The 23,556-nt window shown below is 63.0% G+C and carries 31 protein-coding genes; 19 read left to right on the top strand and 12 right to left on the bottom strand.

The genetic code is table 11. From position 1 onward, the window contains the following. The first annotated feature begins 53 nt into the window (after nucleotides 1–53). The 4 genes from NKH70_RS06035 to NKH70_RS06050 all read left to right on the top strand — a co-directional run bounded on the left by NKH70_RS06035 (nucleotide 54) and on the right by NKH70_RS06050 (nucleotide 3,502). The gene (locus NKH70_RS06035; RefSeq protein WP_292664497.1) at nucleotides 54–437 is read left to right on the top strand and encodes a VOC family protein; all 384 of its coding nucleotides are present in this window, start codon (nucleotides 54–56) and stop codon (nucleotides 435–437) included. Nucleotides 438–522: 85 nt separating this feature from the next. Continuing rightward, complete coding sequence (locus tag NKH70_RS06040; protein WP_352911461.1) at nucleotides 523–2,019, top strand: leucyl aminopeptidase; 1,497 nt, start codon at nucleotides 523–525, stop codon at nucleotides 2,017–2,019. Nucleotides 2,020–2,056: 37 nt separating this feature from the next. Then, the gene (locus tag NKH70_RS06045) at nucleotides 2,057–2,506 is read left to right on the top strand and encodes a DNA polymerase III subunit chi (RefSeq protein ID WP_352911459.1); all 450 of its coding nucleotides are present in this window, start codon (nucleotides 2,057–2,059) and stop codon (nucleotides 2,504–2,506) included. A 120-nt stretch (nucleotides 2,507–2,626) separates the two neighbouring features. Continuing rightward, complete coding sequence (locus tag NKH70_RS06050; protein WP_353024958.1) at nucleotides 2,627–3,502, top strand: aminoglycoside phosphotransferase family protein; 876 nt, start codon at nucleotides 2,627–2,629, stop codon at nucleotides 3,500–3,502. A gap of 117 nt (nucleotides 3,503–3,619) precedes the next feature. Here the strand turns inward: NKH70_RS06050 and NKH70_RS06055 are convergent, their stop codons facing one another. Continuing rightward, nucleotides 3,620–4,021, bottom strand: coding sequence for a carboxymuconolactone decarboxylase family protein (locus NKH70_RS06055; protein WP_352911453.1), 402 nt, complete (start codon nucleotides 4,019–4,021; stop codon nucleotides 3,620–3,622). 85 nt (nucleotides 4,022–4,106) lie between these two features. Here NKH70_RS06055 and NKH70_RS06060 point away from each other — a divergent pair, with 85 nt between their 5' ends. The 5 genes from NKH70_RS06060 to NKH70_RS06080 all read left to right on the top strand — a co-directional run bounded on the left by NKH70_RS06060 (nucleotide 4,107) and on the right by NKH70_RS06080 (nucleotide 7,694). Continuing rightward, entirely contained in the window at nucleotides 4,107–4,778 is a 672-nt protein-coding gene (locus tag NKH70_RS06060; RefSeq protein ID WP_352911451.1) for a TetR/AcrR family transcriptional regulator, read from the top strand. Nucleotides 4,779–4,782: 4 nt separating this feature from the next. Beyond that, nucleotides 4,783–5,394 (top strand): hypothetical protein, encoded by a 612-nt coding sequence (locus tag NKH70_RS06065; RefSeq protein WP_353024961.1) that lies wholly within the window; start codon nucleotides 4,783–4,785, stop codon nucleotides 5,392–5,394. Then, nucleotides 5,391–6,239: a 23S rRNA (adenine(2030)-N(6))-methyltransferase RlmJ gene (locus tag NKH70_RS06070; RefSeq protein ID WP_352911448.1), complete on the top strand. Its 849-nt coding sequence runs from the start codon at nucleotides 5,391–5,393 to the stop codon at nucleotides 6,237–6,239. The genes NKH70_RS06065 and NKH70_RS06070 overlap by 4 nt, the downstream gene beginning before the upstream one ends. A 124-nt stretch (nucleotides 6,240–6,363) precedes the next feature. Further along, nucleotides 6,364–6,816, top strand: a complete 453-nt coding sequence (locus NKH70_RS06075; RefSeq protein WP_352911446.1) for a hypothetical protein — start codon at nucleotides 6,364–6,366, stop codon at nucleotides 6,814–6,816. Between the two features lie 125 nt (nucleotides 6,817–6,941). Then, nucleotides 6,942–7,694 carry a sulfite exporter TauE/SafE family protein gene (locus NKH70_RS06080; RefSeq protein WP_352911445.1) on the top strand — a complete coding sequence of 251 codons (753 nt, stop codon included), beginning with the start codon at nucleotides 6,942–6,944 and terminating at the stop codon, nucleotides 7,692–7,694. A 153-nt stretch (nucleotides 7,695–7,847) separates the two neighbouring features. Here NKH70_RS06080 and NKH70_RS06085 read toward each other — a convergent pair whose 3' ends face one another. After that, nucleotides 7,848–8,483: a TetR/AcrR family transcriptional regulator gene (locus NKH70_RS06085; RefSeq protein ID WP_352911443.1), complete on the bottom strand. Its 636-nt coding sequence runs from the start codon at nucleotides 8,481–8,483 to the stop codon at nucleotides 7,848–7,850. Nucleotides 8,484–8,544: 61 nt separating this feature from the next. Between NKH70_RS06085 and NKH70_RS06090 the strand changes: the two genes are divergently transcribed. Further along, nucleotides 8,545–9,075: a DinB family protein gene (locus tag NKH70_RS06090; protein ID WP_352911441.1), complete on the top strand. Its 531-nt coding sequence runs from the start codon at nucleotides 8,545–8,547 to the stop codon at nucleotides 9,073–9,075. A 451-nt stretch (nucleotides 9,076–9,526) separates the two neighbouring features. Here NKH70_RS06090 and NKH70_RS06095 read toward each other — a convergent pair whose 3' ends face one another. After that, nucleotides 9,527–9,988, bottom strand: a complete 462-nt coding sequence (locus NKH70_RS06095; RefSeq protein ID WP_292662348.1) for a hypothetical protein — start codon at nucleotides 9,986–9,988, stop codon at nucleotides 9,527–9,529. A gap of 494 nt (nucleotides 9,989–10,482) precedes the next feature. Between NKH70_RS06095 and NKH70_RS06100 the strand changes: the two genes are divergently transcribed. Beyond that, nucleotides 10,483–11,079, top strand: a complete 597-nt coding sequence (locus tag NKH70_RS06100) for a glutathione S-transferase family protein (RefSeq protein ID WP_352911438.1) — start codon at nucleotides 10,483–10,485, stop codon at nucleotides 11,077–11,079. 77 nt (nucleotides 11,080–11,156) lie between these two features. On the opposite strand, the gene NKH70_RS06105 is transcribed toward NKH70_RS06100, so the two are convergent. After that, entirely contained in the window at nucleotides 11,157–11,807 is a 651-nt protein-coding gene (locus NKH70_RS06105) for an outer membrane protein (RefSeq protein ID WP_292662341.1), read from the bottom strand. 420 nt (nucleotides 11,808–12,227) lie between these two features. Here NKH70_RS06105 and NKH70_RS06110 point away from each other — a divergent pair, with 420 nt between their 5' ends. The 5 genes from NKH70_RS06110 (at nucleotide 12,228) to NKH70_RS06130 (ending at nucleotide 16,509) form a co-directional block, all read left to right on the top strand. Further along, nucleotides 12,228–13,004 (top strand): SDR family oxidoreductase, encoded by a 777-nt coding sequence (locus NKH70_RS06110; RefSeq protein WP_352717574.1) that lies wholly within the window; start codon nucleotides 12,228–12,230, stop codon nucleotides 13,002–13,004. Continuing rightward, complete coding sequence (gene uvrC, locus NKH70_RS06115; RefSeq protein WP_352911436.1) at nucleotides 13,001–15,079, top strand: excinuclease ABC subunit UvrC; 2,079 nt, start codon at nucleotides 13,001–13,003, stop codon at nucleotides 15,077–15,079. Before NKH70_RS06110 ends, uvrC begins: the two co-directional genes overlap by 4 nt. Nucleotides 15,080–15,179: 100 nt before the next feature. Continuing rightward, nucleotides 15,180–15,776, top strand: a complete 597-nt coding sequence (pgsA, locus tag NKH70_RS06120; RefSeq protein WP_023719790.1) for a CDP-diacylglycerol--glycerol-3-phosphate 3-phosphatidyltransferase — start codon at nucleotides 15,180–15,182, stop codon at nucleotides 15,774–15,776. A gap of 1 nt (nucleotide 15,777) precedes the next feature. After that, entirely contained in the window at nucleotides 15,778–16,035 is a 258-nt protein-coding gene (gene moaD, locus NKH70_RS06125; protein WP_023677674.1) for a molybdopterin converting factor subunit 1, read from the top strand. A 3-nt stretch (nucleotides 16,036–16,038) separates the two neighbouring features. After that, the gene (locus tag NKH70_RS06130) at nucleotides 16,039–16,509 is read left to right on the top strand and encodes a molybdenum cofactor biosynthesis protein MoaE (protein WP_352667162.1); all 471 of its coding nucleotides are present in this window, start codon (nucleotides 16,039–16,041) and stop codon (nucleotides 16,507–16,509) included. A 20-nt stretch (nucleotides 16,510–16,529) separates the two neighbouring features. Here NKH70_RS06130 and NKH70_RS06135 read toward each other — a convergent pair whose 3' ends face one another. Genes NKH70_RS06135 through NKH70_RS06150 form a run of 4 tightly spaced genes read right to left on the bottom strand, consistent with a single transcriptional unit; the run spans nucleotide 16,530 to nucleotide 19,094 of the window. Continuing rightward, nucleotides 16,530–17,024, bottom strand: a complete 495-nt coding sequence (locus NKH70_RS06135) for a DoxX family protein (RefSeq protein WP_352911433.1) — start codon at nucleotides 17,022–17,024, stop codon at nucleotides 16,530–16,532. 5 nt (nucleotides 17,025–17,029) lie between these two features. Continuing rightward, entirely contained in the window at nucleotides 17,030–17,830 is an 801-nt protein-coding gene (locus tag NKH70_RS06140; protein ID WP_352911430.1) for an HvfC/BufC family peptide modification chaperone, read from the bottom strand. Next, entirely contained in the window at nucleotides 17,817–18,737 is a 921-nt protein-coding gene (gene bufB / locus NKH70_RS06145) for an MNIO family bufferin maturase (RefSeq protein WP_502908321.1), read from the bottom strand. The genes NKH70_RS06140 and bufB overlap by 14 nt, the downstream gene beginning before the upstream one ends. 33 nt (nucleotides 18,738–18,770) lie before the next feature. Beyond that, complete coding sequence (locus NKH70_RS06150) at nucleotides 18,771–19,094, bottom strand: BufA1 family periplasmic bufferin-type metallophore (protein WP_352479258.1); 324 nt, start codon at nucleotides 19,092–19,094, stop codon at nucleotides 18,771–18,773. Nucleotides 19,095–19,389: 295 nt separating this feature from the next. Between NKH70_RS06150 and NKH70_RS06155 the strand changes: the two genes are divergently transcribed. Next, entirely contained in the window at nucleotides 19,390–20,157 is a 768-nt protein-coding gene (locus tag NKH70_RS06155; RefSeq protein WP_352911426.1) for a YbaY family lipoprotein, read from the top strand. Nucleotides 20,158–20,236: 79 nt separating this feature from the next. Here the strand turns inward: NKH70_RS06155 and NKH70_RS06160 are convergent, their stop codons facing one another. Next, complete coding sequence (locus NKH70_RS06160) at nucleotides 20,237–20,707, bottom strand: cupin domain-containing protein (RefSeq protein ID WP_352911423.1); 471 nt, start codon at nucleotides 20,705–20,707, stop codon at nucleotides 20,237–20,239. Between the two features lie 65 nt (nucleotides 20,708–20,772). On the opposite strand from NKH70_RS06160, the gene NKH70_RS06165 reads away from it, so the two are divergent. Then, nucleotides 20,773–21,228, top strand: coding sequence for a MarR family winged helix-turn-helix transcriptional regulator (locus NKH70_RS06165; protein ID WP_352911420.1), 456 nt, complete (start codon nucleotides 20,773–20,775; stop codon nucleotides 21,226–21,228). Nucleotides 21,229–21,499: 271 nt separating this feature from the next. Then, nucleotides 21,500–21,769: a hypothetical protein gene (locus NKH70_RS06170; protein ID WP_352911417.1), complete on the top strand. Its 270-nt coding sequence runs from the start codon at nucleotides 21,500–21,502 to the stop codon at nucleotides 21,767–21,769. A 71-nt stretch (nucleotides 21,770–21,840) separates the two neighbouring features. Here the strand turns inward: NKH70_RS06170 and NKH70_RS06175 are convergent, their stop codons facing one another. The 3 genes from NKH70_RS06175 to NKH70_RS06185 all read right to left on the bottom strand — a co-directional run bounded on the left by NKH70_RS06175 (nucleotide 21,841) and on the right by NKH70_RS06185 (nucleotide 23,464). Beyond that, entirely contained in the window at nucleotides 21,841–22,449 is a 609-nt protein-coding gene (locus tag NKH70_RS06175) for a class I SAM-dependent methyltransferase (protein WP_352911415.1), read from the bottom strand. A gap of 153 nt (nucleotides 22,450–22,602) precedes the next feature. After that, the gene (gene ndk, locus NKH70_RS06180) at nucleotides 22,603–23,025 is read right to left on the bottom strand and encodes a nucleoside-diphosphate kinase (protein WP_023719783.1); all 423 of its coding nucleotides are present in this window, start codon (nucleotides 23,023–23,025) and stop codon (nucleotides 22,603–22,605) included. Between the two features lie 142 nt (nucleotides 23,026–23,167). After that, complete coding sequence (locus tag NKH70_RS06185) at nucleotides 23,168–23,464, bottom strand: DUF1905 domain-containing protein (protein ID WP_352911412.1); 297 nt, start codon at nucleotides 23,462–23,464, stop codon at nucleotides 23,168–23,170. Nucleotides 23,465–23,556: the final 92 nt, after the last annotated feature.

Here is a 23,556-nt window from a genome sequence, read left to right on the forward strand (position 1 = left end):
GTTCCGCCCGCAATAGACACGCCTTGTCGAAACGTGCTCGAACCGAAAGGTCAATGATCATGACGCCAGTCAGCATTCGCTACATGGTCGATGATGTCGCCGCCTCGATCGACTTCTACTGTGGACATTTTGGCTTCGCCGTCGAACAGGACGCGCGACCGGCTTTTGCTTCCGTCACGCGCGGCGCGTTACGGCTCCTTCTAAGCGGACCCGGCAGTTCGGGTGCACGGGCTATGCCGGATGGCCGGCAGCCGGTTCCGGGAGGCTGGAACCGCATCCTGTTGGTGGTGCCGGACCTGAAAGAAGAGGTTGCGCGCCTCAAGAGTGCTGGACTTGTCTTTCGCAACGATATCATAACGGGCGTCGGCGGTTCCCAGACCCTGCTCGAAGACCCATCGGGCAATGTCATCGAGCTGTTTCAACCCGCCGCTCACTGACGCAACAACACGGCACCTTCGGTCCGATCTGCCCAATCGAACGCCTCCCGCGATAATCCAACGCACTTCCCGAAAGCAGGACATCATGAATTCGAGACCCTCGATCGCCTTCGCCAAATTCGCCGCGCCCAAAAAGGGCAGCGTTTTCGTTCTGGCGGCCGACGAGGGCGGCCTCAGCGATGCCGCCAGGGCTTGCGATCCGGCAAAGACCCTCGAGCGGGCTTTTCCGGTCGCCGACTTCACCGGCAAATTCGCCAGCCTGGTCGAAGTGCTGGCACCGGAAGGGACATCGCTCGAGCGGCTGGTGGCGGTCGGTGCCGGCAGGGGCTCCAATCTCGATGATTACGGTTGGCTGAAGCTCGGCGGCACGATTGCCGCGTCTTTTCGCAAGGCAACCGAAGTGGCCGTCGTGCTCGATCTTCCCGGTGCGGCCGTCAGCGGCAGGCAAGCCGTTCAGCTTGCAGCGGGCATCCTGCTGCGCAGCTATTCCTTCGACAAGTACAAGACCAAAAAGAACAATGGTGACGACAAGCGCGAGCCAAAAAAGCCGATCAAGGTGACTATTCACACCGCCGATCCGGCAGCTGCAAAGAAGGCCTTCGCCGATGAAGCGGCGGTGATCGACGGCGTCTTGCTGGCACGCGATTTGGTCAATGAACCGGCCAATGTTTTGGGACCGGTGGAATTCGCCGCTCGCATCGCCGAACTGGAGGCGCTCGGCGTCACGGTCGAGATCCTGGCCGAGAAGGAGATGAAGAAGCTCGGCATGGGTTCGCTGCTGGGCGTAGCGCAGGGTTCGCCGCGTGGCGCCCGCATCGCGGTCATGCGGTGGGACGGCGGCAAGGCCAAGGAAAGCCCGGTCGCTTTCGTCGGCAAGGGCGTCACCTTCGACACCGGCGGCAATTCGATCAAGCCGGCCTCCGGCATGGAGGACATGAAGGGCGACATGGGCGGCGCTGCTGCCGTCACCGGGCTGATGCACGCGCTGGCCGCGCGCAAGGCGAAGGTCAATGTCGTCGGCATTGTCGGGCTGGTTGAAAATGCCGTCGACGGCCACGCTCAGCGACCGGGCGACATCGTCACCTCGATGTCTGGCCAGACCATCGAAGTGCTCAACACCGATGCCGAGGGCCGCCTCGTGCTGGCCGATGCGCTGTGGTACTGCAACGACCGCTTCCAGCCGAAATTCATGATCAATCTGGCGACGCTGACCGGGGCCATCATGGTCGCGCTCGGCCAGCATTATGCCGGCCTGTTCTCCAACAATGACGAGTTGGCGGACCGGCTGACGGCGGCCGGACAGGCGACGCAGGAGCGGGTGTGGCGCATGCCGCTCGGCGCCGAATACGACAAGCTGATCGATTCCAAGAATGCTGACATGAAGAACATCGGCGGCCGCCATGGCGGCGCCATCATCGCCGCGCAGTTCCTGCAGCGCTTCGTCAAGGACACGCCCTGGGCGCATCTCGACATTGCCGGCACCGCGATGGGCGCGCCCTCCAACGAGATCAACCAGTCATGGGCTTCCGGCTTCGGCGTCAGGCTGCTCGACCGGCTGCTACGCGATCATTACGAGCAATGAGCGGCTGGGGCGGACTCCGACAATGTAGACTGAACGCATGGCCGAGATTCTGTTTTATCACCTGACCGAATCGACGCTGGAGGATGCGCTGCCCGGCCTCCTGGAGCGCAGTATCGATCGTGGCTGGCGCGCCGTGGTGCAGACCGGCACCGAGGAACGGCGCGACGCGCTGGACCAGCATCTGTGGACTTTCCGGGACGATTCGTTCCTGGCCCACGCAACGGACCGCGAAGCCCATCCCGCCGAGCAGCCGGTGCTTCTGACCGTCGGCCCCGACAATCCGAACCAGGCGCAGATACGCTTCCTGGTCGATGGGGCGGTGCCGCCGGAGCTTGGCGGCTACCAGCGCGCCGTGTTCCTGTTCGACGGCCACGATGCGGCTCAGGTCGAGGCGGCACGCACGTACTGGAAGACAATGAAGGAGGCCGGCCACACCGTGACCTACTGGCAGCAAACGCCCGACCGGCGCTGGGAACGCAAAGCTTAGAGCATTTGCAGCCAAGTGAAATCACTGGCGCCGCAAGAATGCGAAAAACAAAAAGATGGACCGCCGGCTATCCAGAAGATCTGAGCAAGCCCGATGCCGCACGATGAACGAACACCAGGCATGCCCATAGATGCCGCACTTGTTCGCCGGCTGATTGTCGCGCAGTTCCCCAAATGGGCGGACCTGCCGGTAGAGCCGGTCGAGCCTGGCGGCTGGGACAACCGCACGTTCCGGCTGGGCGACAGCATGTCGGTGCGGCTGCCGAGCGCTGCCGCCTATGTTGCCCAGGTCGAGAAGGAGCATCGCTGGCTGCCCCGCCTGGCGCCTCACCTGCCTCTGCCGATACCCGTGCCGCTGGCCAAAGGCGCGCCCGGGGAAGGCTATCCATGGCCTTGGTCCGTCTATCGCTGGCTTGGCGGCAGACCGGCGGCTGGTGAACTGATTGCCGATCTCACTGAGTTCGCCCGTTCGCTGGCCGGCTTTCTGGTCGCGCTCTACCGGATCGACGCCGTCGGTGGGCCACTGGCAGGGCAGCATAATTTCCACCGCGGTGGCCGGCTTTCGGTCTACGACGCCGAGACCCGAGGTGCGCTTTCGGCGCTCGGCGGCCGCATCGACAAGGCCGCCGCCGAGGCGGTGTGGGCGACTGCGCTTGCCTCTGGATGGCAAGCGCCGCCGGTCTGGGTCCATGGCGACGTCGCCTCGGGCAATCTGCTCGTCGAAGATGGCAAGCTCTGTGCGGTCGTCGATTTCGGCAGTTCGGCTATCGGCGATCCTGCCTGTGACCTGGTGATCGCGTGGACGGAATTTTACGGCGAGAGCCGTCAGGCGTTCCGCGACGGCATTGCCCTTGACGAGCACAGCTGGGCGCGCGCAAGGGGCTGGGCGTTGTGGAAGGCGCTGATCGTCGCTTCGGGACATGACAGCAACCAGCGCGAGGCGGAAAAATCGTGGCGACTTATCAATGAGGTGCTGGCGGATCATACAAACCGTTAGAGCGGGATGGCTAATTCAGTTTGAACGCATCCCGCTCTAATAACGAAAGCATTACTGCCCGCCCATCTCCCTCCTGAACGTATCGAAATCGACCTGCATGCCGTTGAAGATGGTGCTTCAATGGCGGGTCAGCGCTGAAACGGCGACCGCCTCCTGGATCTCCTCGTCGGTGGCGCCGGCGCGCTTGGCGTCCTGCGTGTCCGACCAGATACAGTTGTTGCACGGGATTTGCGCCGCCACCGCCAGCGAGATCAGCGACTTGACCTTCGGCGGCAGCGCCGTCTTGTCGCTGAGCTGGATGGCCTTGACCTCGGCCCATGCACCGGGCAGACCGGCTTTCGGGAACTGCTTTACGAAACCGGGCACCCCGCCCATGGTCGACTGGATGTCCTTGACGGTTGCGTCATACTCATCGGCATAAGAAGGGGCTGCAGCCAGGGTCAGCCCGTAGGCGGCGGCGAGCAGGCAGGCACGGCGGACGGAAGAATGCTTTGATGAACGAGTACGACAGACAGACATGATGTTCTCCTCTGGTTTTTGTTGGCCTTACGATGTAAGGTAATGTTGAAAATGAACCTTACAGCGTAAGTTGTTAAGCGGCATCATGGACACATCGATCAAAAAAAAGCGACCCCGCGGCCGGCTGTCTCGCGAGATGATCGAGGATGCCGCTTTGAAGGTGATCGAGAGCGAGGGCCTCGCCGGTTTTTCGATGCGCAAGCTGGCGACTGCACTCGGCTGCGAGGCAATGAGCATCTATCACCACTTTCCTTCGGCGGCGCATCTCTTCGCAGCCTTGGTGGATCGGCTGATCGGCTCCCTCGAAATGCCCGACGCGGACCTACCTTGGCGACAAAGGTTGCCCATCGCCGTGCAGGATTTCCGCCGCGTCGCGCGTGAGCACCCGGCTTTCGCCAGCTTCTTCGTCACCTACCGGATGAACTCGCCGACCTGCCTTGCGTGGCTGAACGGCATCCTCGGCCTGTTCGAGGCCGGCGGCTTCGGACCGGAACTTGGTGCGCGGCTGTTCCGCACCACCGGCTATTATCTGATGGGTGCCATCCTCGACGAGACTGCCGGCTATGCGAAGGGGCCTTCGGCCGTGACCACCGTCAGCGATGAGCAACTGGCGCAGGATTTTCCAAAAGTAGCTGCGGCCGGGCGTTATTTCGGCACCGCCGAATTCGACCGGACGTTTGATCTCGGCCTTGACATGCTCCTGGACGAAATGGAGCGCGCCCGCGACGGCACCAGCGCGCCGAACACCGGGTCTTGACCTCATGCGCTCTCTGTTCGCCCTGATCCTGCTCATCGGCACCAGCATCGGCGTCGTCTACCCCTGGGCGATGACCAACTTCTCCTGCCATGAGATCGGCACCTGGCGGGTTTACGACCAGGGCCGGTTCAAGCCGGTGACGGTGCCCCTGAGCGCACGCGACGGGCCGGTGCGCGTGCTGGTCGACCTTACGGCAAGAGCCGAGCGCATCGTGTCGCAGCAGCGCACCGTGTTAACCCTCACTGCCGCCACCGGCGGCAGGACGGTGCTCGCCTCGACGCTGCAGTTCAACCATTCCGACAATCCGCGCCAGGTCAGTCCACAGCTGCCGGACAGGATCTTTCGCGACGACGCCGGCCTGATCCCGAGCGTTGCCGCCGGGCCCTACATCTTCACCGTCGGTCCGGGCGACGCCGAGGGCATTCCGATGCGGGCCGTCGACATCATGCTGCGCTCGGCTGCCGGCGAGGTCGACCGCCGGGCGCGCCCGGTCGGTTTTTCCCTGATGGCGGCCGGCCTGGTCGGGCTGGTGCTGGCATTTCGTTTCGGCGGCCGCCGGCCGGAAAATCCGAACTCGCAGCCGCCACCGCCGCGCTGGGGCAGGGGCTCCAATTGAACTATCGCCACGCCTACCATGCCGGAAACTTCGCCGACGTCGTCAAGCATGTCGTGCTCAGCCGGCTGATCGAATATCTGAAGCAGAAGGACAAGGCGTTTCGCGTCATCGACACCCATGCCGGGATCGGCCGTTACGATCTGTCCTCGACCGAAGCGCAAAAGACCGGCGAATGGCAAGGCGGCATCGGCCGGCTGGTCGATGCGGCCCTGGATGCCCCGGCGGCAACACTGCTGGCGCCGTATCTTGAAGCCGTCCGTTCGCTCAATCCGGACGGCGGCGTGAAAAAATACCCGGGTTCGCCGCTGATCGCCCGGCACCTGCTGCGCAAGCAGGACCGGCTGTCGGCGGTCGAACTGCACCCTAAGGATGTTGCCAGGCTAAAGGCGCTGTTCGACGGTGACTTCCAGACCCGGGTGATCGAACTCGACGGCTGGCTGGCGCTCGGCGCGCATCTGCCGCCAAAGGAGAAGCGCGGCCTCGTGCTCATCGATCCGCCTTTCGAGGAAGAGGGCGAGTTCGGTCGCTTGGTCGACGGGCTGCAAAGAGCCCATCGGCGCTGGCCAGGAGGGATTTACGCGCTGTGGTATCCGCTCAAGGACCGCAAGGTGGTCGCCGCCTTTCGAAAGGCGCTGAAGCAGACGGGCATTCCGAAGCTGCTCGACATCGGTTTTGAGATCAGACCGGCCTCCGTCGAGCCGAGCCTCTACGGCAGCGGCATGGTGGTGGTCAATCCGCCCTTCACGCTGGAAGGCGAGTTACGGACACTGCTGCCGGCGCTGCACCGGCTGCTTGCACTCGAGCAGCCGTCGCATTGGACGCTGGATTGGCTCGCGGGAGAGTAGTTTGAGATGCAGTCCTTGCCGTTCCGTCAGCGCAACCGCGTCACTACAACCATCGTCACTACAACCGCTTGACCGCGCGTCAGCGAATCCGCACAGTGCGCGCAGTCGACCTTGAGAGGCTGCCATGACTCGCTTCGCCCAATCCGCCCTTGCCGCACTGCTCGCCTTTTGCACGCCGCTGGCCGCACCTCTTGGCGTCACCCAGGCAGTCCAGGCGGCCGACCTTGCAATCTATACCGACGAGGATAGCGGCGTCTGCGGCGACGCCTGGGTCCTGAACAAGATCACCGACCGCTTCTCCTATCAGGTGCATCACGTGCCGCATCTGCCCGACGTGCAGATCGTCGACTTCCAGCGTATCCACCAGCATCGCTATCTGCCGGCCGACGACACCTGGCCGATCGGCCGCCGTTATTGCGGCGCCACCGTTAGCCTCTCCGACGGCCGCGCCCGCACCATCTGGTACCTGATCGAAGAAGGCCAGGGCTTTGCCTCGATCGGCGACAATGTCGAATTCTGCGTCTCGGGCTTCGACCGCTGGATGGTGTATAACGGCCGCTGCCGCGTCCTGCGCTGATCGCGCACTCGCTGATTCCGACTTTTTAGCACCGGTCACCTGATCGACCGTCACCGCTTCCACGCGGCGCAGCATTCGCGGGAAGCGCGATCTGCTGTCACGAGTTTGCAGGGAAGCAGCACTACATGGATTCGCTTGTCTACGTTGTTGCTCTCGGGGCGGTCGTTGCTGGCTTCGTCCAGGGGCTGTCCGGGTTCGCTTTCAGCCTGGTTGCCATGTCGTTTTGGGTTTGGACCGTGGAGCCCCAGCTTGCTGCCGCCATGGCGGTCTTTGGGGCGCTCACCGGTCAGATCATCGCTGCCGTCACCGTCCGCCGGGGTTTCGACCTCAAGCTTCTGCTGCCCTTCCTGATCGGCGGGACCATAGGGATTCCGGTCGGTGTGGCCATCCTGCCCTTGCTGGATGTGCAGTTGTTCAAGCTGGTCTTCGGCGCGCTGCTGGTCGTTTGGTGTCCCTTGATGCTCTTTGCGCGTCGCCTCCCTCCCATCACGGTCGGGGGTCCTGTTGCAGACGGTGCAATAGGTCTGGTCGGCGGCATCATGGGTGGACTTGGCGGCTTCACCGGCCCGGTTCCAACGCTGTGGTGCGTGCTGCGCCAATGGGAAAAGGACAGGCAGCGCATTGTCATCCAGAATTTCAATCTTGTGACCCTCTCCATGACGATGGCCGCGTATCTTGCGGCCGGAAAGATCAAGCTCGAAATGCTGCCGATGTTTGCCATCGTCGCGCCGGCGATGTTGATACCGACACTCCTTGGCGCGAGTCTCTACATCGGCATTAGCGAGGCGACTTTTCGAAAGATCGTCCTTACGCTCTTGGCCGCATCAGGTGCAGCATTGTTGGCATCGTCCTTGCCGCATCTCATGAGCCGGTTTTGAATCCGACATACAGAAATCCCCGACTTCCGCCGTAGGTCGTTTGCCAATGCCGCGGCGTTGCAATTGAGATGTCGGCAACACGACATGGTCGTGAAAAGGCGCGCCATCGGCTTGGTGTCGCCTATAACGGCACGTGCACAGTCGTGGCCTGCGCTATCGACCGATGCGGCCCGCTCCCGATAGGTAGGCGCTGATCAGTTCAACGAGTTGCTTTTGCAGCTCCGGCGCGGCGAGCATGTTCCGGCGTGCCGCGTTATGAATCACACCTTCGATCGCCGACGACAGCACGCGCGCCACGGTCTCCATGTCGGCGCCTTTCCTTGGCTTGCGATAAGTGGCGACAGCAGTCGCATAGTGATTGAGGTATTGTGCCTGGAACGAAGCATGGGCGGCCCTGGAGCCGCGATCGCCCGGCGCCTCGTCGAGCAGCACCTGGTGTAGTGTCGGGTGAATGCTGTGCGCCGCGATCATGCCGCGCACCAGCTCCTGCGCGAATTTCCTGAGCGGCTTTTGGTCTTCCGCCGAATCGCGAATGACCGACAGCACATGATCGAAGTGACGGCGCCGGACGGCTTCGAGCAGGGAAAGCTTGTCGGGAAAATACTGGTAGAGCGTGCCGATGCTCACACCTGCCGCCTCGGCCACCTTGTTGGTGGTGAAGCCGGCCCAGCCCAGCCCGCTCAGAACATGAGCCGCCGCCTCGATGATCGCCTCGACGGTTGCCCTGGAACGCGCCTGGCGCGGCTGCTTGCGCATGCGCGGATGCGGTTTTGCAATGCGAGTAGACACGCCCGCTCATTCCCCTGAAAATATAGACAACATACTCGCATTTCCGAAAAAGGACAGGACCATGAGTGCGCTCGCTCTGCTTCGCAGCCTGTTTGCCTATCAGGCCTGGGCCAATGACGAACTGTTGGAAAAGCTCGCGAGTCTCGACCCGCACGTTCACGGTAAGGAACGGCAGGCCGTGATACGGCTCGTCGATCACAGCCATGTGGTGTCGCGGATATTCTCGGCGCACCTGATTGCCGCAAGCCATGGCTACTCCGCCGACACCACCGAGGACACGCCGGCGTTCGACGAACTTCGCGCCGCGGTCGCGGCGACCGATCGCTGGTATTTCGATTATCTCGAAACCGTTTCGTCGCGGCAGTTGTCGGAGCCCGTCGCATTCGTGTTCACCGACGGGGATAAGGCATTGATGTCGCGACAGGAAATGCTGACCCACGTCGTACTGCACGGCGGCTATCATCGCGGTGAAGCGGGGCGCATCCTGGCGCAGATTTCCGTCATGCCGCCATGGGATACCTTCGCCGTCCACCTCCACAGGGCCGAGCCTTCGCGCCGGCTGCAGATGCAGCGCGAGCCGCTCGGCGCCTGAACAGCCGAGCGCATTCGAGGTCGGCTCGACCGGATCTATCGAGCGATATCCTGTCTTTCAGAAATGCGAGCTATCTGCTTACTTTCATCGTGTCGTGCAAGATAGTGCAGCGGCGTGCTCGTCGCGTTGCTTCCTACTTACCTGTAGTTTATCGTTTCGGACAAGACGAGGCGGGCGACCGCCTTCGCTCTTGACAATGTTCGCGCCGAGCGTCGGACGTTGAAGCGCTAAGCTGGTCGAAAAGGTCCTGAGCTTGACGAGAAGACCGGTCGAGATAGAGCGACCAGAATTTCTGTCGCAGAACTTCGCTGCGGGACACAAAGATTCGCAGCCGATTTTTGCGCCGGTAAAATGGTCGCGCGCTCGCCGTAACGGAAACTTAAGCTGCAAAAATCATTCTAATGCTTCGCTGGCTAGCAAGCCGCGAGTCAGATATGCAATGCGCGCCGGGTCAATAACGGCCGTCGGCACAACGGAAGGGGCATGATATGGCTAAGCAGTCATCCAAAGCGCCGGCATCCAAGGCACCGGCAAAGTCACCGGCAAAGAAAGCACCAGCAAAAGCAGCCGCGGCAAAGACCGCAACTGCTGTGAAGAAAGCAGCACCCGCTGCCAAAGCGAAAGCCGCTGCGCCTAAGGCAAAAGCAGCGCCAGCCAAAAAGCCGGTCGCCAAGGCCGCGGCAAAACCGGCCGTGAAGAAAGCAGCACCTGCCAAGGCAAAAGCAGCACCGGCCAAGGCTGCACCGGCTAAGAAGGCGGCACCGGCCAAGAAGCCGGCTGCAAAGGCCGCGGCGAAGCCCGCTGCGAAGAAGGCAGCACCGGCAAAGGCCGCCGCTGCGAAATCTTCTGCAGCAGTGAAGAAGGCAGCGCCCGCGGCCAAGCCAAAGGCAGCGCCCGCAAAGGCGAAGGCCAAGAAGTAGCCGCCGCCCTGCTACCGCCGGGGACAGTACTCAAGACGGCCAGGGCGGGATGCCGAACAGGCGCCTCGCTTGCTGGTTGACGATCGGGCAGGACGAGAAAGAGGCGGGAGGAAGACGTCTTTTCGCAGCTCCCAGGACTTCGCCATGCGGCGAAGTCCGGTGGGATTTTCGTGGCTGCCAAAGACCAACCTTCGGTGCAATGGCCGAGTTGGTAGCTGATCGGATTTGGATCGTCCGACCTGCTCGCGTCTGCCGCCGCACCTCCGGCTCATCACATCCGAAGTCGAGACTATGGTTGCACGCTGGCGGCGCGGTTTTCCGCCTCTGGCCGTTGATGAACACTGCATGATCAGTCAACAGTGCCCACGCACGAGCCCCTGTCGGAATCGATTTTCGGTACGGGTCATGGCGAAGTCACAATGCTACCGCGTCCTTTTGCGCGTCCAACAGGGCATATGGAGCTGTAGCCGGCAAACAGGAATCGACAATGCCCAGACTGCTCTACGCGTCTACTTCTCCCTACAGTTCCAAGGTGCGCATGGCAGCACTTCATGCCGGCATTGCGGTCGATCTCGTGCCGATAAAGACCGAGGAAAGGCCGGCCGAACTGATCGGCGCCAATCCGCTCGGCAAGATCCCGGTGCTGGTGCTCGATGACGGACGCTCGGTCCACGACAGCCGCGCCATCACCCAGCATCTCAACCGGATGTCGAAGAACGCATTGATTCCGCGCAATCCCGACAAGCGCCTTGAGGCGGAGGTGCTGGAGGCATTGGCCGACGGTATCTGCGACTGCGCGCTGTCGATGGTCTATGAGCGGCGCACGCGGCCGGAAGAGATGGTCTACCAGCCGTGGCTTGACCGCCAGTGGACGAAGATTTCGGCCGCGCTCGATCTGCTCAACGCCAACCCGCCGAAGCTGCCGAAGAAAATCACCGTCGGTCAGATCGCGCTGCGCGCCTGCCTCGGTTATCTCTCGCTGCGCTTCGCCGGAAAATGGGAAAAGGGCCGCGGCCGGCTGACGCGCTGGGCGGCACGCTTCGACGAGAAATTCCCGGAGCTGAAGCCCGGCATCCCGGCTTGAGGGCGGGGGTCTCAGCCGGTGCCCACAAAAAAAGCCGGGCGCGAGGCCCGGCTTTTTCGTGTCGTGGCTTGGACGACTTAGAACTTCATACCGACGCCGAAAGTGACGCGATTGTCGGTCGACTTGACCTTGCCGATACCGTCGAAGTCCTTCCTGCCGAAGTCCGTGTAACGATACTCGACACGGCCGAACACATTGTCGGTGATCTTGATGTCGGTACCCACGCCGGCTGTCCAGCCAAACTGGGTGTTGGTGTCGCTGACGCCGGCCGCTTCAATCTTCTGGTTCTTCAGCGCGCCACCGGCGGTGCCGTAGAGCAGGATATCCGGGGTGACAGCGTAGCCGAGGCGGGCACGCAACGAGCCCTCGAAGCCACCCTTGGCCTCGATGCCGGCATCGTCGCCCTTGACGCCGTTGTAGCCGATATCGGCTTCAGCACCGTAGACGAAGTTCTCCTGCTGCCAGTTATAGCCGCCGAAGACGCCGCCGACAAAACCCTTCGTGTCGACGTCGACACCAATGTCTTTGGCTTTGGCATGGCCGGCGAAGCCGTAGCCGACGCTCACACCGGCATAGGGACCGGCCCAGGATGCGACCGGAAGTTCTGCAATCGGGGCAGGTGCCGGCGGCTCTTCCTGAACCACGTCCGCGGCATAGGCAGTTCCGCCGAGGGCGAACAGCCCAAACGCCACCGCGAGCGGTCGCGCAAATTTAAGATTGGCTTGCATTGTTCTTTACTCCTTAAGCCACAGGACACAGGCTTGTTTTTTAATGAGCGCCCTCAACCCGTCCGGGGGGTGAAACGGATCCGGCGTTCAACGGTTCCAAATGTCGTGTCGAAATGCGGCTGAAGCGAACCTGAACTTGGGTCATTCCCTGGCACGAATGAGGCAGAACCTTGACGTTGCATCTTCGCAACAGCGAATGTCAGCAGGTTCGCCGTGCTGCACTGCACACGGCTTGGTGTAAGGGCTCCAGCGCCCTATATTGCGGACGGGCTGGCCCGAATTCCGGTCGAGCCAGAACGCCCACCGGCCACTTTGCCACAATCCTGCCCCAGGTGGAAATGGGATTTAACGCTTGGCGGGCCATATTTCGCCGGCACGATCCCGGCAGGTATGAATCGGCATCGGATTGAGGATTGACAGATGAGCAAGGTCGCCGCGACGGCACTGGTGACGGGCGGCGCGAAGCGGATCGGCAGGGCGATCGTCGAGGACCTTGCCGCGCATGGTTTTGCCGTCGCCATCCACTGCAATCGCTCGCTGGCCGAGGCGGAGGCACTGGCGGCCGAAATCAACAGTGGTCATTTTGGTCGACATGGCCGGGCCGCTGTGATTGCTGCCGACCTGACCGACATGGACGCCGTCGGCAACCTTGTCGGCCGCGCGGCGGCGGCGCTCGGGCCGGTCTCGCTGCTGGTCAACAACGCCTCGCTGTTCGAGCACGACAGCGTTGAGGATTTCGACTGGCCGGCCTGGGATCGCCATTTCGCCGTGCATGTCAAGGCGCCGGCGCTGTTGGCGCAGACTTTCGCCCGGGCCTTGCCGCAGAACAGTGAGGGGCTGATCGTCAACATGATCGATCAGCGCGTCTGGCGGCCGACGCCGCGTTATTTCTCCTATGCGCTGTCGAAGTCGACCTTGTGGGCAGCGACCGAGATGATGGCGCAGGCGCTGGGTCCCCGCATCCGCGTCAACGCCATTGGTCCTGGCCCGACCTTGAAGAACACGCGCCAGCACGACAGCGATTTCGATGCCCAGATTGCCGGCCTGATCCTGAAGCGCGGCCCGGAATTGCCGGAATTCGGTGCCACTATCCGCTATCTCTGGGCGGCACGCTCGGTTACCGGCCAGATGATCGCGCTTGACGGCGGCCAGCATCTTGCATGGCAGACGCCCGATGTGACAGGCATGACCGAATGAGCCCGATGGACCAGAAACACAAAACGCGCGGCGGCGCCGACGACCTGCCGCCCGAAATCGACCTCGAGGACGAGGCGGCCGAGGAGGTCGTCGAGCCTGCAGCCAGCGGTCCGGACGTCACCTTCACCGCCATCGACTGGACCCCGCATGCCGGCGACGCCGACGGCATGGTCGGCGCCGAGGTGATTCAGACGCTGGTCAAGCGGCTGCCCAATGCGCCCGGCGTCTACCGCATGATGAATGCCGCCGGCGACGTGCTCTATGTCGGCAAGGCACGCAGCCTGAAGAAGCGGGTCACCAACTACGCGCAAGGCCGGTTCCACACCAGCCGCATCGGCCGCATGGTGCGCGAGACGTCGACGATGGAGTTCGTTGTCACCCGCACCGAGATCGAAGCGCTGCTGCTTGAAGCCAACCTCATCAAGCGCTTGCGGCCACGCTTCAACGTGCTGATGCGCGACGACAAGTCGTTCCCCTATATCCTGTTGACCGGCGACCATGTCTCGCCCGGCATCTACAAGCATCGCGGCGCGCGCTCGCGCAAGGGCGACTACTTCGGCCCCTTTGCTTCAGCCGGCGCCGTCGGCCGCACCATCAACTCGCTGCAGCGCGCCTTCCTGCTCAGGAGCTGCACCAACTCCTTCTACGAGAACCGCACCCGGCCTTGCCTTCTGTTCCAGATCAAGCGCTGTGCCGGCCCGTGCACCGGCGAAATCTCGCATGTCGACTATGCCAGGCTCGTCGCCGAGGCGAAGGATTTTCTCTCCGGCCGCAGCCAGAAGGTGAAGACGGAGATCTCCGCCGCCATGCAGCAGGCTTCGGAGAACCTCGATTTCGAACGGGCCGCCATCTATCGCGACCGGCTGGCGGCGCTGTCGCATGTGCAGAGCCATCAAGGCATCAATCCGCAGACCGTCGACGAGGCCGATGTCTTCGCCATCCATCAGGAGGGCGGCCAGGTCTGCATCCAGGTGTTCTTCTTCCGCACCGGCCAGAACTGGGGCAACCGCGCCTATTTTCCCAAGGCCGATCCGGCGCTCGAAGCTGGCGAGGTGCTGGGTTCGTTCCTGGCGCAGTTCTACGACGACAAGCCGACGCCACGCACCATCCTGTTGTCGTATGGCATCGAGGACCAGGAATTGCTGGCGGAGGCCCTCTCCACCCGCGCCGGCCGCAAGGTGTCGATCTCCGTGCCGCAGCGCGGCGAGAAGAAGGACCTGACCGACAACGCGCTGCAGAACGCGCGCGAAGCGCTCGGCCGGCGGCTCGCCGAGACCTCGACCCAGGCGCGGCTGCTCAATGGCTTTGCCGAGACCTTCGGCCTGGAAAAGCCGCCGGTGCGCATCGAGGTCTATGACAACTCGCACATCATGGGCACCAACGCCGTCGGCGCCATGGTCGTCGCCGGGCCGGAAGGTTTTGTGAAGAACCAGTATCGAAAGTTCAACATCCGCTCGACCGAGATCACGCCGGGCGACGATTTCGGCATGATGCGCGAGGTGATGCAGCGGCGCTTCTCGCGGCTGTTGAAGGAACATGGCGATGCCCCGCAAACCGAGGGCGCGGACGAGGCGAGCCCTACCGGACCGGGCGACGATATCGAGGACGCCGGCGGCTTCCCGGCCTGGCCCGACGTCATCCTCATCGACGGCGGCCAAGGGCAGATGACGGCGGTGCGGAAGATTCTCGCCGATCTCGGCATCGAGGACCGCGTCGTGGCCATCGGCATCGCCAAGGGTCAGGACCGTGACGCCGGCCGCGAACGCTTCTTCGCCAAGGGCAGGGACTCATTCTCGCTGCCCGTACGCGATCCGGTGCTCTATTTCGTCCAGCGGCTGCGCGACGAGGTCCATCGCTTCGCCATCGGTTCGCACCGCGCCCGCCGAAAAAAGGAGATGGTCAAGAGCCCGCTCGACGAGATCAGCGGCATCGGCCCCGGCCGCAAGCGCGCGCTGCTGATGCATTTCGGTACGGCCAAGGCGGTCAGCCGCGCCGCCGTCGAGGACCTGGTCAAGGTCGACGGCATTTCGGAGCAGGTGGCGAAATTGGTCTACAATCATTTTCACGAGAGCTAAGACCTATTGCCGATATTTCGGCCGGCTAATCGATTCTGGCCTGTTGACCCCCCACATTCGCTTCTGATTTGACTAAGCAGGCAGAAAGAGTTCCCAAAACATGTCCCAGCGCGCGTTCAACCTGCCCAACATGCTCACTTACGCCCGCATCCTGGCGGTGCCGCTGGTCGTGCTGTGCTTTTTCCTGGAGGGGCATTTGAAATCGAGCGACTTCGCTCGCTGGTCGGCGCTCATCATTTTCCTGCTCGCCTCGATCACCGATTACTTCGACGGCTATCTGGCGCGCGCCTGGCAGCAGACCTCCAACATCGGCAAGATGCTCGACCCGATCGCCGACAAGCTGCTGGTCGCCACTTGCCTGCTGCTGCTCGCCGCCGACACCGACCGCCATGCCGGCATCGCCGGCTGGTCGCTGTGGGCGGCGATCATCATCCTGTGCCGCGAGATCCTGGTCTCGGGCCTGCGCGAATATCTGGCGGCCCTGAAGGTCTCGGTGCCGGTGACGCAACTGGCAAAGTGGAAGACCACCATCCAGATGATCGCCATCGCCTTCCTGCTGGCGGGACCTGCCGGCGACAAGATCTTCCCGCTGACCACCCAGACCGGGCTGGTGCTGCTGTGGATCGCCGCCTTGGTCACGCTCTACACCGGCTACGACTATTTCCGCGCCGGCCTCAAGCACATCATGGATGAATAAAATGTCGACGAAGCTCATCTATTTCGCCTGGGTGCGCGAGCGGATCGGCAGACCGGAGGAAGAGGTCGAACTGCCGGCCGGCATCGAAACGGTCGCCGACCTGTTGCGCTGGCTGAAATCACGCGGCGAGGAATACGAGAACGCGCTGCAATATCCTGACGTGATCCGCGTCGCCATCAACCAGGAACATGTCGAGCACCGCGAGAAGATCGCCGGCGCGCGCGAGATCGCGCTGTTCCCGCCGATGACCGGTGGCTGAACCATGTCGGCGGTGGTGCCTGTCGTGCGCATCCAGGCGGAGGATTTCGACGTCGCCGCCGAGATCGCCAGGCTGACCAGGGGTCGCAACGACATCGGCGCCGTGGTGACTTTCTCCGGCCTTTGCCGCGACGAGCAAGGCAGGCTCTCCGCACTCGAGCTCGAACATTATCCCGGCATGGCCGAAGCCGAGATATCCCGCATCGCCGGCGAGGCAATCGAGCGCTGGCCACTGCAGGGGCTCACCGCGATCCATCGCCACGGCAAGATCGCTCCCGGCGAAAACATCGTGCTGGTGGTGGCCGCTTCCGCCCACCGGCAGGCGGCGTTCGAGGCCGCGAATTTCCTGATGGACTATTTGAAATCACGGGCGCCGTTCTGGAAAAAGGAACACCATAGCGACGGTTCCGAGGGCGGCTGGGTCGACGCCAAGGAGGCCGACGACAAGGCGGCGAGCCGCTGGAAGCGAGACTGACCAGGCTTTCCGCGAGGGCGTCAGCCTTTGTCGGTGCCGATCAAATGATCGAGCGAAATCCGGCCGGGTCCCCAAGCCACGATGCCAAGCGCCATCGCCGCCCAGGTAATGTGCAGCGGCCAGCCGTCCGGCACGGTGAGCTCGATGATCAGCGTCATCAGCAGCAGCCCGAATGCCGCCAGTCGCGTCACCAGGCCGAAAACAAGGAGAACTGGCAACACGATCTCCGCTGACCCTGAGGCGAACGCCACCAGCCCAGGTGCCGGAAAATCGTAAGGGCCGCCCGGCAGATGCAATTTGAGTTCCGAGCTGAAAAGCAGCACGGCGACATCGTTCAACTGTAGAAAACCGTCCCATTTGTTGACGCCGGACCGCCAGAACGGGACGGCGAGGGCGCAGCGCAGAACAAGCTGCGTCAGCGATGGCGTCGCGATCGTGCGCAGGGCGGCATTCAGCCTTTCGACGAGAGCGGCGACCCCTCGCGGTTCGGTGCTCGCGTTCTGCCCATCGCTCATCGTGCTCACCTTTCCTGATGTGCCGTCGTGAAGGCTCCCGCTTCCAGCACGCCGGCAATGTTGGCGGAAAGCTCGAATTCGGCACTCTCCGCAAATGCCGCCGCGGCCGCCGCGCCGAGCGCCTCGCCCGCGATCAGATGCGAGATAAACACTGCGCCGCCGGGCCGCAGGTGGCGAACGAAGACCTCGAGGCCGGACCGCGTGACCAGCGCATCTTCAGCGCCCGTTGCCCGGATCGGCCCAACAGGAGCCTCGTTCCGGTTTGCCGCGAAGACCGTGACTGCCGGGAACCGGGAGCGCGCGACCCGCGTCGCCGGATGCGGCCGCAGCACGGTATCGGCAAGCCTCTCGCAAGGGATCGACGCCAGTGCCTCAGCCGACAGCGCCTCCGCGTCGGCGGCATGATAGGCGTCGAGCCAGGCCCGCTCGATGCGCGCCACGTCGGCCAGCCACGGCATTGACTGCGCGTATTCGTAGCGCTCGATGAAATCGGGAAAGTCGCGGCCATATTCGAATAGAAGCGGCGAGGTGGGTGGCGTTTCGCGGATGTGAAAGCGCGCCATCGCGCGAAAGAAATCCGGGCCGGTGATGCGCAGCGTCGCTGGAAAGCTGGCGGCCAGCGCATCGATCAGGCTGACCGTGACGTTGTTGCGGTAGACGGCATATCGCTTGACCACAGCCTTCCCGTTCGGCCCCGAGACAGAGTCAGGCGGGGCACGGTCAGGATCGAGCAAACCGGCGGTGAATGCCGCGGCATAGTCAAACCGGTGGCCGAGATCGCCCGACTGGAGCTCATCCTGCGGCATGGGCTTTTCCGAAATAGCTGTCGGCATGACGGTCGAGGATGGCTTGGGCGGCGGCGGCCTCCGCCTTGAGCACCAGCCACTCGGGAATGTCGCTGTCCCATTCGATCAGCGTCGGCAGTGGCCCGCATCGGCCGATGACGGTATCGAAGAGCTTCCAGACCGCGTCGGCAACCGGGCCGTCATGGCTGTCGATGAGCAGCAGGTCGCCTTCGTCGTCCTCCTGCTTGGCGTGCCCGGCCAGATGGATTTCGCCGACATGTTCGAGCGGGAAGTCCGCGAGATAAGAACGTGTCGAATAGCCGTGATTGGTGGCCGAGACGAAGACGTTGTTGACGTCAAGCAGCAGGCCGCAGCCGCTACGCCGAACCAGCTCGCGGATGAAATCCGTCTCGCTCATCGTCGATTCCGGAAAAAGCACATAGGTCGAAGGATTCTCGAGCAGGATCGGGCGGCCTATCGTGCCCTGCACTTCGTCGATGTGATCAGCCACGCGCGAAACCGTTGCCGGCGTGTAGGGCAGGGGAAGCAGGTCGTTGTAATAGGTGGTGTCGTGCGTCGACCAGGCGAGATGCTCTGAAACGAGCGCCGGCTCGTAGCGATCGACCAGCGCCTTGAAACGACCAAGATGCGCCTTGTCGAGCGGCTGCGGGCCGCCGATCGACATGCAGACGCCATGCAGCGAGACGGGATAATTGCGGCGGATGCGGGCGAGCGCGTCGTGCGGCGGGCCGCCGGCGCCCATGTAGTTTTCCGCATGAACCTCGAAGAAGCCGCTTTGGGGACCGTCGCCGAGGATTGCGGATAAACGCTCATGCTTGAAACTGGTGCCGGCAAGGCCGGCGACCGGGTGCGCCGGAAAGCGCGAGGTCTTCGACATGCGGGATGCTGGACGGGTCGGTCCGTTCATTGTCATCGCCACTTTCCGGGCAGGGTGCATCGCTTACGATGGGACGTCGCGGGTCAGCTCGGTGGGTGAGCCCTTGCGGCCGCCGGGTAGGTCCATCGTCGTGCAGGTGCCGCCGTCGACGAACTTCCAGGCGTTGCCTTGATAGTCGACGGTCGAGGTACCTTGGCAGGTGGTTCCCGGGCCTGCCTTGCAGTCGTTCTGTCCCTTCAAGGCGACGCCAAAGCACTTCTCCTTGCCGGCGTCCATTGCTGCCTTGACCTGTGCCTCGGTCAGCGGCGCGGCCGTCGCAAAAGAAGCAAGAGCCGTGGCAACGGCGCTGGCCAGTAAGGCCGCGCTCACGGTTGATCTCGTTGACATGATTTCACCTCCGGTTGGGTTTCAAGCGCACTCTCCTCAGTGCGCATTGGTCAGTTCGGTCCGGACGCCCGCCGTGTTACGTCTGTTTGGAACACGAATTCGTGATCGCCTGAGGCTTGGCCGAGGGTGGCCTGAACAGGGTTTGCGGAGCGGCCAAGAAGGCCGACGACAAGGCGGCGGGCCACTGGAAGCGCCCGCCGTCCAAATAAATCCCTGGGACAGCCGTGCCCATACCCCGCCAGCCATTCATTGACCGCAATCCTGCGAGACCTTTGGCCGGAAGGGGAGCAGGATCATGCTGGACAGGATCGCCGAGTTCTTCATCTTCGGGCTGGTGCCGCTGGCCGTCGGCATACTGGCCGTTCCGGATCACTCCGTGGCCGCCGAAAAGACCCTCAAGGGCGAGGTGATGTATCGCGAGCGCATCACGCTGCCGCCCAACGCCGTGCTTTCCGTGCAGCTTGCCGACGTATCGCTGGCCGACGCGCCGGCCGCAATTATCGGCGAACGCAAGATCGTGCCCACCGGCCAGGTGCCGATCAAGTTCGAGATCAGCTTCGATCCGCAGGCGATCAGGCCGAACATGACCTACGTGCTGCAGGCACGCATCACCGCCGACGACAGGCTGCTGTTCATCTCCGACGAGCGTCATCAGGTCGACCCGCTGAGCGATGCACCGCTGACCATCATGCTGAAAATGGCGGCGCCGAGCGACGAGCCGGCGGCAGCCTCCGTGTTCGGTCAAAGCTGGCTGATCGAATATATCGACGGCATCGGCGTGATTGCCGAGCCGCGGGCGACGTTCCGGATCAGCGAAGCCGGCAAGGCCGGCGGCAGCGGCCCTTGCAACGTCTACTTCGCCACCGCCAAAGTCGATGGTTCGACGATTACCATCAGTGACATCGGTTCCACCTTCAAGGCCTGCGCGTCCGAGACCATGGCCGAGGAAAAGGCGCTGTTCGAGGCGCTGGCCAAGGCAGCGTCGTACCATATCGACGCCGGCAAGCTCATCATCGCCGACAAGGATGATCGCGTCATCCTGCGGTTCAATGCTGCGAGCTGAGCCTGTCGCTATTCAGGTAAGGGCTTCACCGGCTCGGCCTGCCCTGAATCTCAACAGGCCTTGGACCGTTCCGAAACGATCACACCTGTGGTGGCGCAGGCGTCAGGCCAAAGCGGTGCATCAAATCCATGATCCTGGCGCGGTCGGGCGGGCCGCCGGCGCCGAAGATGGCGAAGGCCTCGCGGAAATATTCCGGCCCGATCGCCGCCGGCGTCACCATGCAGAGCACCTTGGCCGTCTCTGTGCCGTTATTGTCGAAGCGATGGATTGCTCCGCGCGGAATGCACAGTGCCTGTCCAGGCCCCAAATCGTGCCGGTATCCGTCGACGGTCAGCGTCAGCACGCCATCGATCCCGTACATCGTCTCTTCGTAGTGGTCGTGGCTGTGTGCCGGCGCGAGCAGGCGCTGCGAGCCGGGGACAGTCAGTTCGAAGGCCGCGATGCTGCCGGCCGATTGATCGCCGGTGAGCAGGAAACGCACGGCAAGACCGCCATGGCTGATCGTCTCGTCAGCAGGATTGACGCGGACCTGGCTGGCTTTTTCTAGCATTCCATCCTCCCATGTGGTAAATCGAATTTACCGATGACGAGTAAACTCAATTTACCAAGGTGTCAATGCCATCGCCCATTGAAGATCCGCCAAGGAAGCCGCCGCTGATCGGCGCGCTGCTGCGCGTGCCTGCCATGGCCATCCACCGCAAGCTGATCAGAGAACTCAGGGCATCGGGTTTCGAGGATCTCAGCCCGCCGCATATGGCCGTGATCCAATATCCCGGCCCTGACGGCCTGAGGCCAAGCGCGCTTGCCGAGCGCGCCGCCATGAGCAAACAGGCCATGAACCAGCTGCTGAAGACGCTGGAAACGATGGGCTACATCAGGCGCTCCGCAGCACCTGACGAAAGCGGCGGGACGATCGTCAATTTCACCGACCGCGGGCGCGCCGCCTATCAGAAGATGGCCGACATATTGCTGGATATCGAGCGGGAATGGGCTGAGGAACTTGGCTCAAAACGCTTTCATGAGCTGAAGATGCTGCTCGGCGACCTTTGGGACACGCCGCTCATTCGCTGAGAAGGAGATCGGCAGCTTCGACGCTCCGCTCACTCCCGAGGCGTTGGATGACGCCTCGTTTGTCTCCGACCACGGCCTGCTCGCAGACGGCGGCTATTCGGTCGCCTGATCGGCCGCATGCCGATCACGTTGTGTTTCAGCGGGAATAGGCCGGGCAGGGGGCGCGTTAGTCGTTCATAAGATGGCGGGTAAGGCAAAAGGGACGTTTGTCCCTTCGTTGAAGCCGCCAGAATGGCTGCGGCTCGTTCTGGCCACTCAAAGGAGTCCAGAGATGAAAACGCATACGCTTATCGTTGCCGCCACCGGTGCATCGCTTCTTGCCTTTACCGGTCTTGCCAAGGCGGACGACCATCTGTTCGATGCCCTTCAGCATGGTCTCAGTCCTGACAGCCAGCCTTTCGAGACCAACAAGGCTGGTCATAGCGGCGATCTCGCGCCCGGGCAGGGCAGCCCGTTCACAGGTGAGGAGACCAAGACCCCGGCCACCGACACGGACGCGGCGAATGAACATGCGAACGTGAAGGAACGCCAGGCGAAATAGACTGGCAGAACCCGCCGCTAGGGGGCGGCGGGCGAGATCTATCGGGCGACGACCGCATACACCAGGCATTCTCAATTTGTTGCGAGTTTGAATACCGCGCCATAGTGATAGGGCGGCACATCAACCAGCTCGGCGAGCTTGAACCCGCTCGCTTCCACCGCCGCGGTGGTCTGTTCGGGTGACAGCCTCAGCTCGGTCTTTGGCCCGCGCGGCTCGCCGAGGACCGTGGTTTGCTCGCGCGGCTGCTGGTGCCAGTTGACGATGGCAAAACGACCAGCAGGGCCAAGCGTCGCGCGCACGGCGCGGGCAAGGCGCGGCCGATCCGGAACACCGTGGAAAGCGTTGGCCATAAAGACGAAGTCGACGGTTTGAGGCACCAGCCTGGCAAGCTCATAGGCATCGCCCGCCACAAACTCGCAATTGCTCGCGCCACCTTCGGCCAGTCGCCGCCGGGCGACTTCGAGGAGATCGGCATCGATGTCGATGGCGACTACATGACGGGCGACCCTGGCGATTGGCAGCGTGAACCAGCCGTCGCCGCAGCAAAGATCGACCACGTCCGTGCCGGGCTTCATGCCTACTGCCGCCACGACACTGGCAGGCTCGGGCCACAGCGCTTCCCACCAGCCGCCGGTCGGCATTTCGGTGCCCTGGAAGAAGCCGGGAATGGTGCTGGTCATGGCCTGGTCGGCTCCATTGTCGGGACCGCGTTTGATCGGTGCCCTCGAGCTTAACGCACCCATGATCCGTCGAGGAGCCTGAAGCTGAAAATGTCCGCTAACAAAAAAGGCCGGCGTTGCGCCGGCCTCTTTGATGGGGTTCGGGATGCCGGCTTAGCCGACGATCTCGGTGTCCGAGAACCAGTATTTGATCTCCTGCGCGGCGGTTTCCGGCGCATCAGAACCGTGCACGGAATTCTCGCCGATCGACAGCGCGTGCAGCTTGCGGATGGTGCCTTCGGCGGCGCTTGCCGGATTGGTGGCGCCCATCACTTCGCGGTTCTTGGCAATGGCGTTCTCGCCTTCCAGTACCTGCACGATGGTCGGGCCCGACGACATGGACTCGACCAGCTCGCCGAAGAACGGACGCTCCTTGTGGACGGCATAAAAACCTTCCGCCTCGCGGCGGCTCATCCACACCCGGCGCGAAGCGACGACGCGCAGGCCGGCATCTTCCAGTATCTTGGTAATGGCGCCGGTGAGATTGCGGCGGGTCGCGTCCGGCTTGATCATGGAAAAGGTGCGTTCGAGCGCCATGGGATCGTCCTTGTGATGGAGAGTGGAATTGAGGGTGGCGGGCTCTATACAAGCCGCCCGCCGGCTTGCCAAGGGGACGCTGGCGCGGCGCGCATTTCTGCACTAGCCGCCGCACAGCGCGTCACCGTCAGGGCCAATGTCGTCATAACTGCATCTCGATCGTCAGGTTGGCGGTGTCGCCAGCCCGAAGGCCTTCGCGGACCCGCACCGCCGTCTTGATCGGCAGGAGCAGGCTGCCGGATTTCTTGTCGGGAAACAGCGATGTCCGCCATCTGGTCTGGCCGATGACGGCTTCCACGCCAAGCGAACCCCAGGGCCGTGCCATCCCCATCATCGCCGTTTTGATCCGGGTCCCAAGCTCCGGCGGCAACGTCACGAAATGCCAGCCGCCCTTGCCCGGATAGACCCAGATCTCGGCCTGCATGTCGTAGCGAAACATTCTATGCCCTTCCTCAGGTCAAGGTCGTCACGACCGGCTTTGCCATGGTGTCTTGTTGGCAATGCTGACGATCGGCGAAACCATCCATGATA

It is taken from the genome of Mesorhizobium sp. M0991, assembly GCF_040318915.1.
In the GTDB taxonomy this organism is placed as follows: domain Bacteria; phylum Pseudomonadota; class Alphaproteobacteria; order Rhizobiales; family Rhizobiaceae; genus Mesorhizobium.

Excerpts from the sequence above, each read along its gene's own strand:
- NKH70_RS06055 (WP_352911453.1), bottom strand. The coding sequence starts at position 4,021 with ATGTCTGTCTGTCGTACTCGTTCATCAAAGCATTCTTCCGTCCGCCGT.
- NKH70_RS06150 (WP_352479258.1), bottom strand. The coding sequence starts at position 19,094 with ATGTCAACGAGATCAACCGTGAGCGCGGCCTTACTGGCCAGCGCCGTT.
- moaD (WP_023677674.1), top strand. The coding sequence starts at position 15,778 with ATGTCGACGAAGCTCATCTATTTCGCCTGGGTGCGCGAGCGGATCGGC.
- ndk (WP_023719783.1), bottom strand. The coding sequence starts at position 23,025 with ATGGCGCTCGAACGCACCTTTTCCATGATCAAGCCGGACGCGACCCGC.
- NKH70_RS06090 (WP_352911441.1), top strand. The coding sequence starts at position 8,545 with ATGAGTGCGCTCGCTCTGCTTCGCAGCCTGTTTGCCTATCAGGCCTGG.
- NKH70_RS06080 (WP_352911445.1), top strand. The coding sequence starts at position 6,942 with ATGGATTCGCTTGTCTACGTTGTTGCTCTCGGGGCGGTCGTTGCTGGC.
- NKH70_RS06065 (WP_353024961.1), top strand. The coding sequence starts at position 4,783 with ATGCGCTCTCTGTTCGCCCTGATCCTGCTCATCGGCACCAGCATCGGC.
- NKH70_RS06075 (WP_352911446.1), top strand. The coding sequence starts at position 6,364 with ATGACTCGCTTCGCCCAATCCGCCCTTGCCGCACTGCTCGCCTTTTGC.
- NKH70_RS06040 (WP_352911461.1), top strand. The coding sequence starts at position 523 with ATGAATTCGAGACCCTCGATCGCCTTCGCCAAATTCGCCGCGCCCAAA.
- NKH70_RS06045 (WP_352911459.1), top strand. The coding sequence starts at position 2,057 with ATGGCCGAGATTCTGTTTTATCACCTGACCGAATCGACGCTGGAGGAT.
- NKH70_RS06140 (WP_352911430.1), bottom strand. The coding sequence starts at position 17,830 with ATGCCGCAGGATGAGCTCCAGTCGGGCGATCTCGGCCACCGGTTTGAC.
- pgsA (WP_023719790.1), top strand. The coding sequence starts at position 15,180 with ATGTCCCAGCGCGCGTTCAACCTGCCCAACATGCTCACTTACGCCCGC.
- NKH70_RS06185 (WP_352911412.1), bottom strand. The coding sequence starts at position 23,464 with ATGTTTCGCTACGACATGCAGGCCGAGATCTGGGTCTATCCGGGCAAG.
- NKH70_RS06060 (WP_352911451.1), top strand. The coding sequence starts at position 4,107 with ATGGACACATCGATCAAAAAAAAGCGACCCCGCGGCCGGCTGTCTCGC.
- NKH70_RS06160 (WP_352911423.1), bottom strand. The coding sequence starts at position 20,707 with ATGCTAGAAAAAGCCAGCCAGGTCCGCGTCAATCCTGCTGACGAGACG.
- NKH70_RS06165 (WP_352911420.1), top strand. The coding sequence starts at position 20,773 with ATGCCATCGCCCATTGAAGATCCGCCAAGGAAGCCGCCGCTGATCGGC.
- NKH70_RS06175 (WP_352911415.1), bottom strand. The coding sequence starts at position 22,449 with ATGACCAGCACCATTCCCGGCTTCTTCCAGGGCACCGAAATGCCGACC.
- NKH70_RS06050 (WP_353024958.1), top strand. The coding sequence starts at position 2,627 with ATGCCCATAGATGCCGCACTTGTTCGCCGGCTGATTGTCGCGCAGTTC.
- NKH70_RS06100 (WP_352911438.1), top strand. The coding sequence starts at position 10,483 with ATGCCCAGACTGCTCTACGCGTCTACTTCTCCCTACAGTTCCAAGGTG.
- NKH70_RS06105 (WP_292662341.1), bottom strand. The coding sequence starts at position 11,807 with ATGCAAGCCAATCTTAAATTTGCGCGACCGCTCGCGGTGGCGTTTGGG.
- NKH70_RS06170 (WP_352911417.1), top strand. The coding sequence starts at position 21,500 with ATGAAAACGCATACGCTTATCGTTGCCGCCACCGGTGCATCGCTTCTT.
- uvrC (WP_352911436.1), top strand. The coding sequence starts at position 13,001 with ATGAGCCCGATGGACCAGAAACACAAAACGCGCGGCGGCGCCGACGAC.
- NKH70_RS06035 (WP_292664497.1), top strand. The coding sequence starts at position 54 with ATGATCATGACGCCAGTCAGCATTCGCTACATGGTCGATGATGTCGCC.
- NKH70_RS06135 (WP_352911433.1), bottom strand. The coding sequence starts at position 17,024 with ATGAGCGATGGGCAGAACGCGAGCACCGAACCGCGAGGGGTCGCCGCT.
- bufB (WP_502908321.1), bottom strand. The coding sequence starts at position 18,737 with ATGAACGGACCGACCCGTCCAGCATCCCGCATGTCGAAGACCTCGCGC.
- NKH70_RS06130 (WP_352667162.1), top strand. The coding sequence starts at position 16,039 with ATGTCGGCGGTGGTGCCTGTCGTGCGCATCCAGGCGGAGGATTTCGAC.
- NKH70_RS06110 (WP_352717574.1), top strand. The coding sequence starts at position 12,228 with ATGAGCAAGGTCGCCGCGACGGCACTGGTGACGGGCGGCGCGAAGCGG.
- NKH70_RS06155 (WP_352911426.1), top strand. The coding sequence starts at position 19,390 with ATGCTGGACAGGATCGCCGAGTTCTTCATCTTCGGGCTGGTGCCGCTG.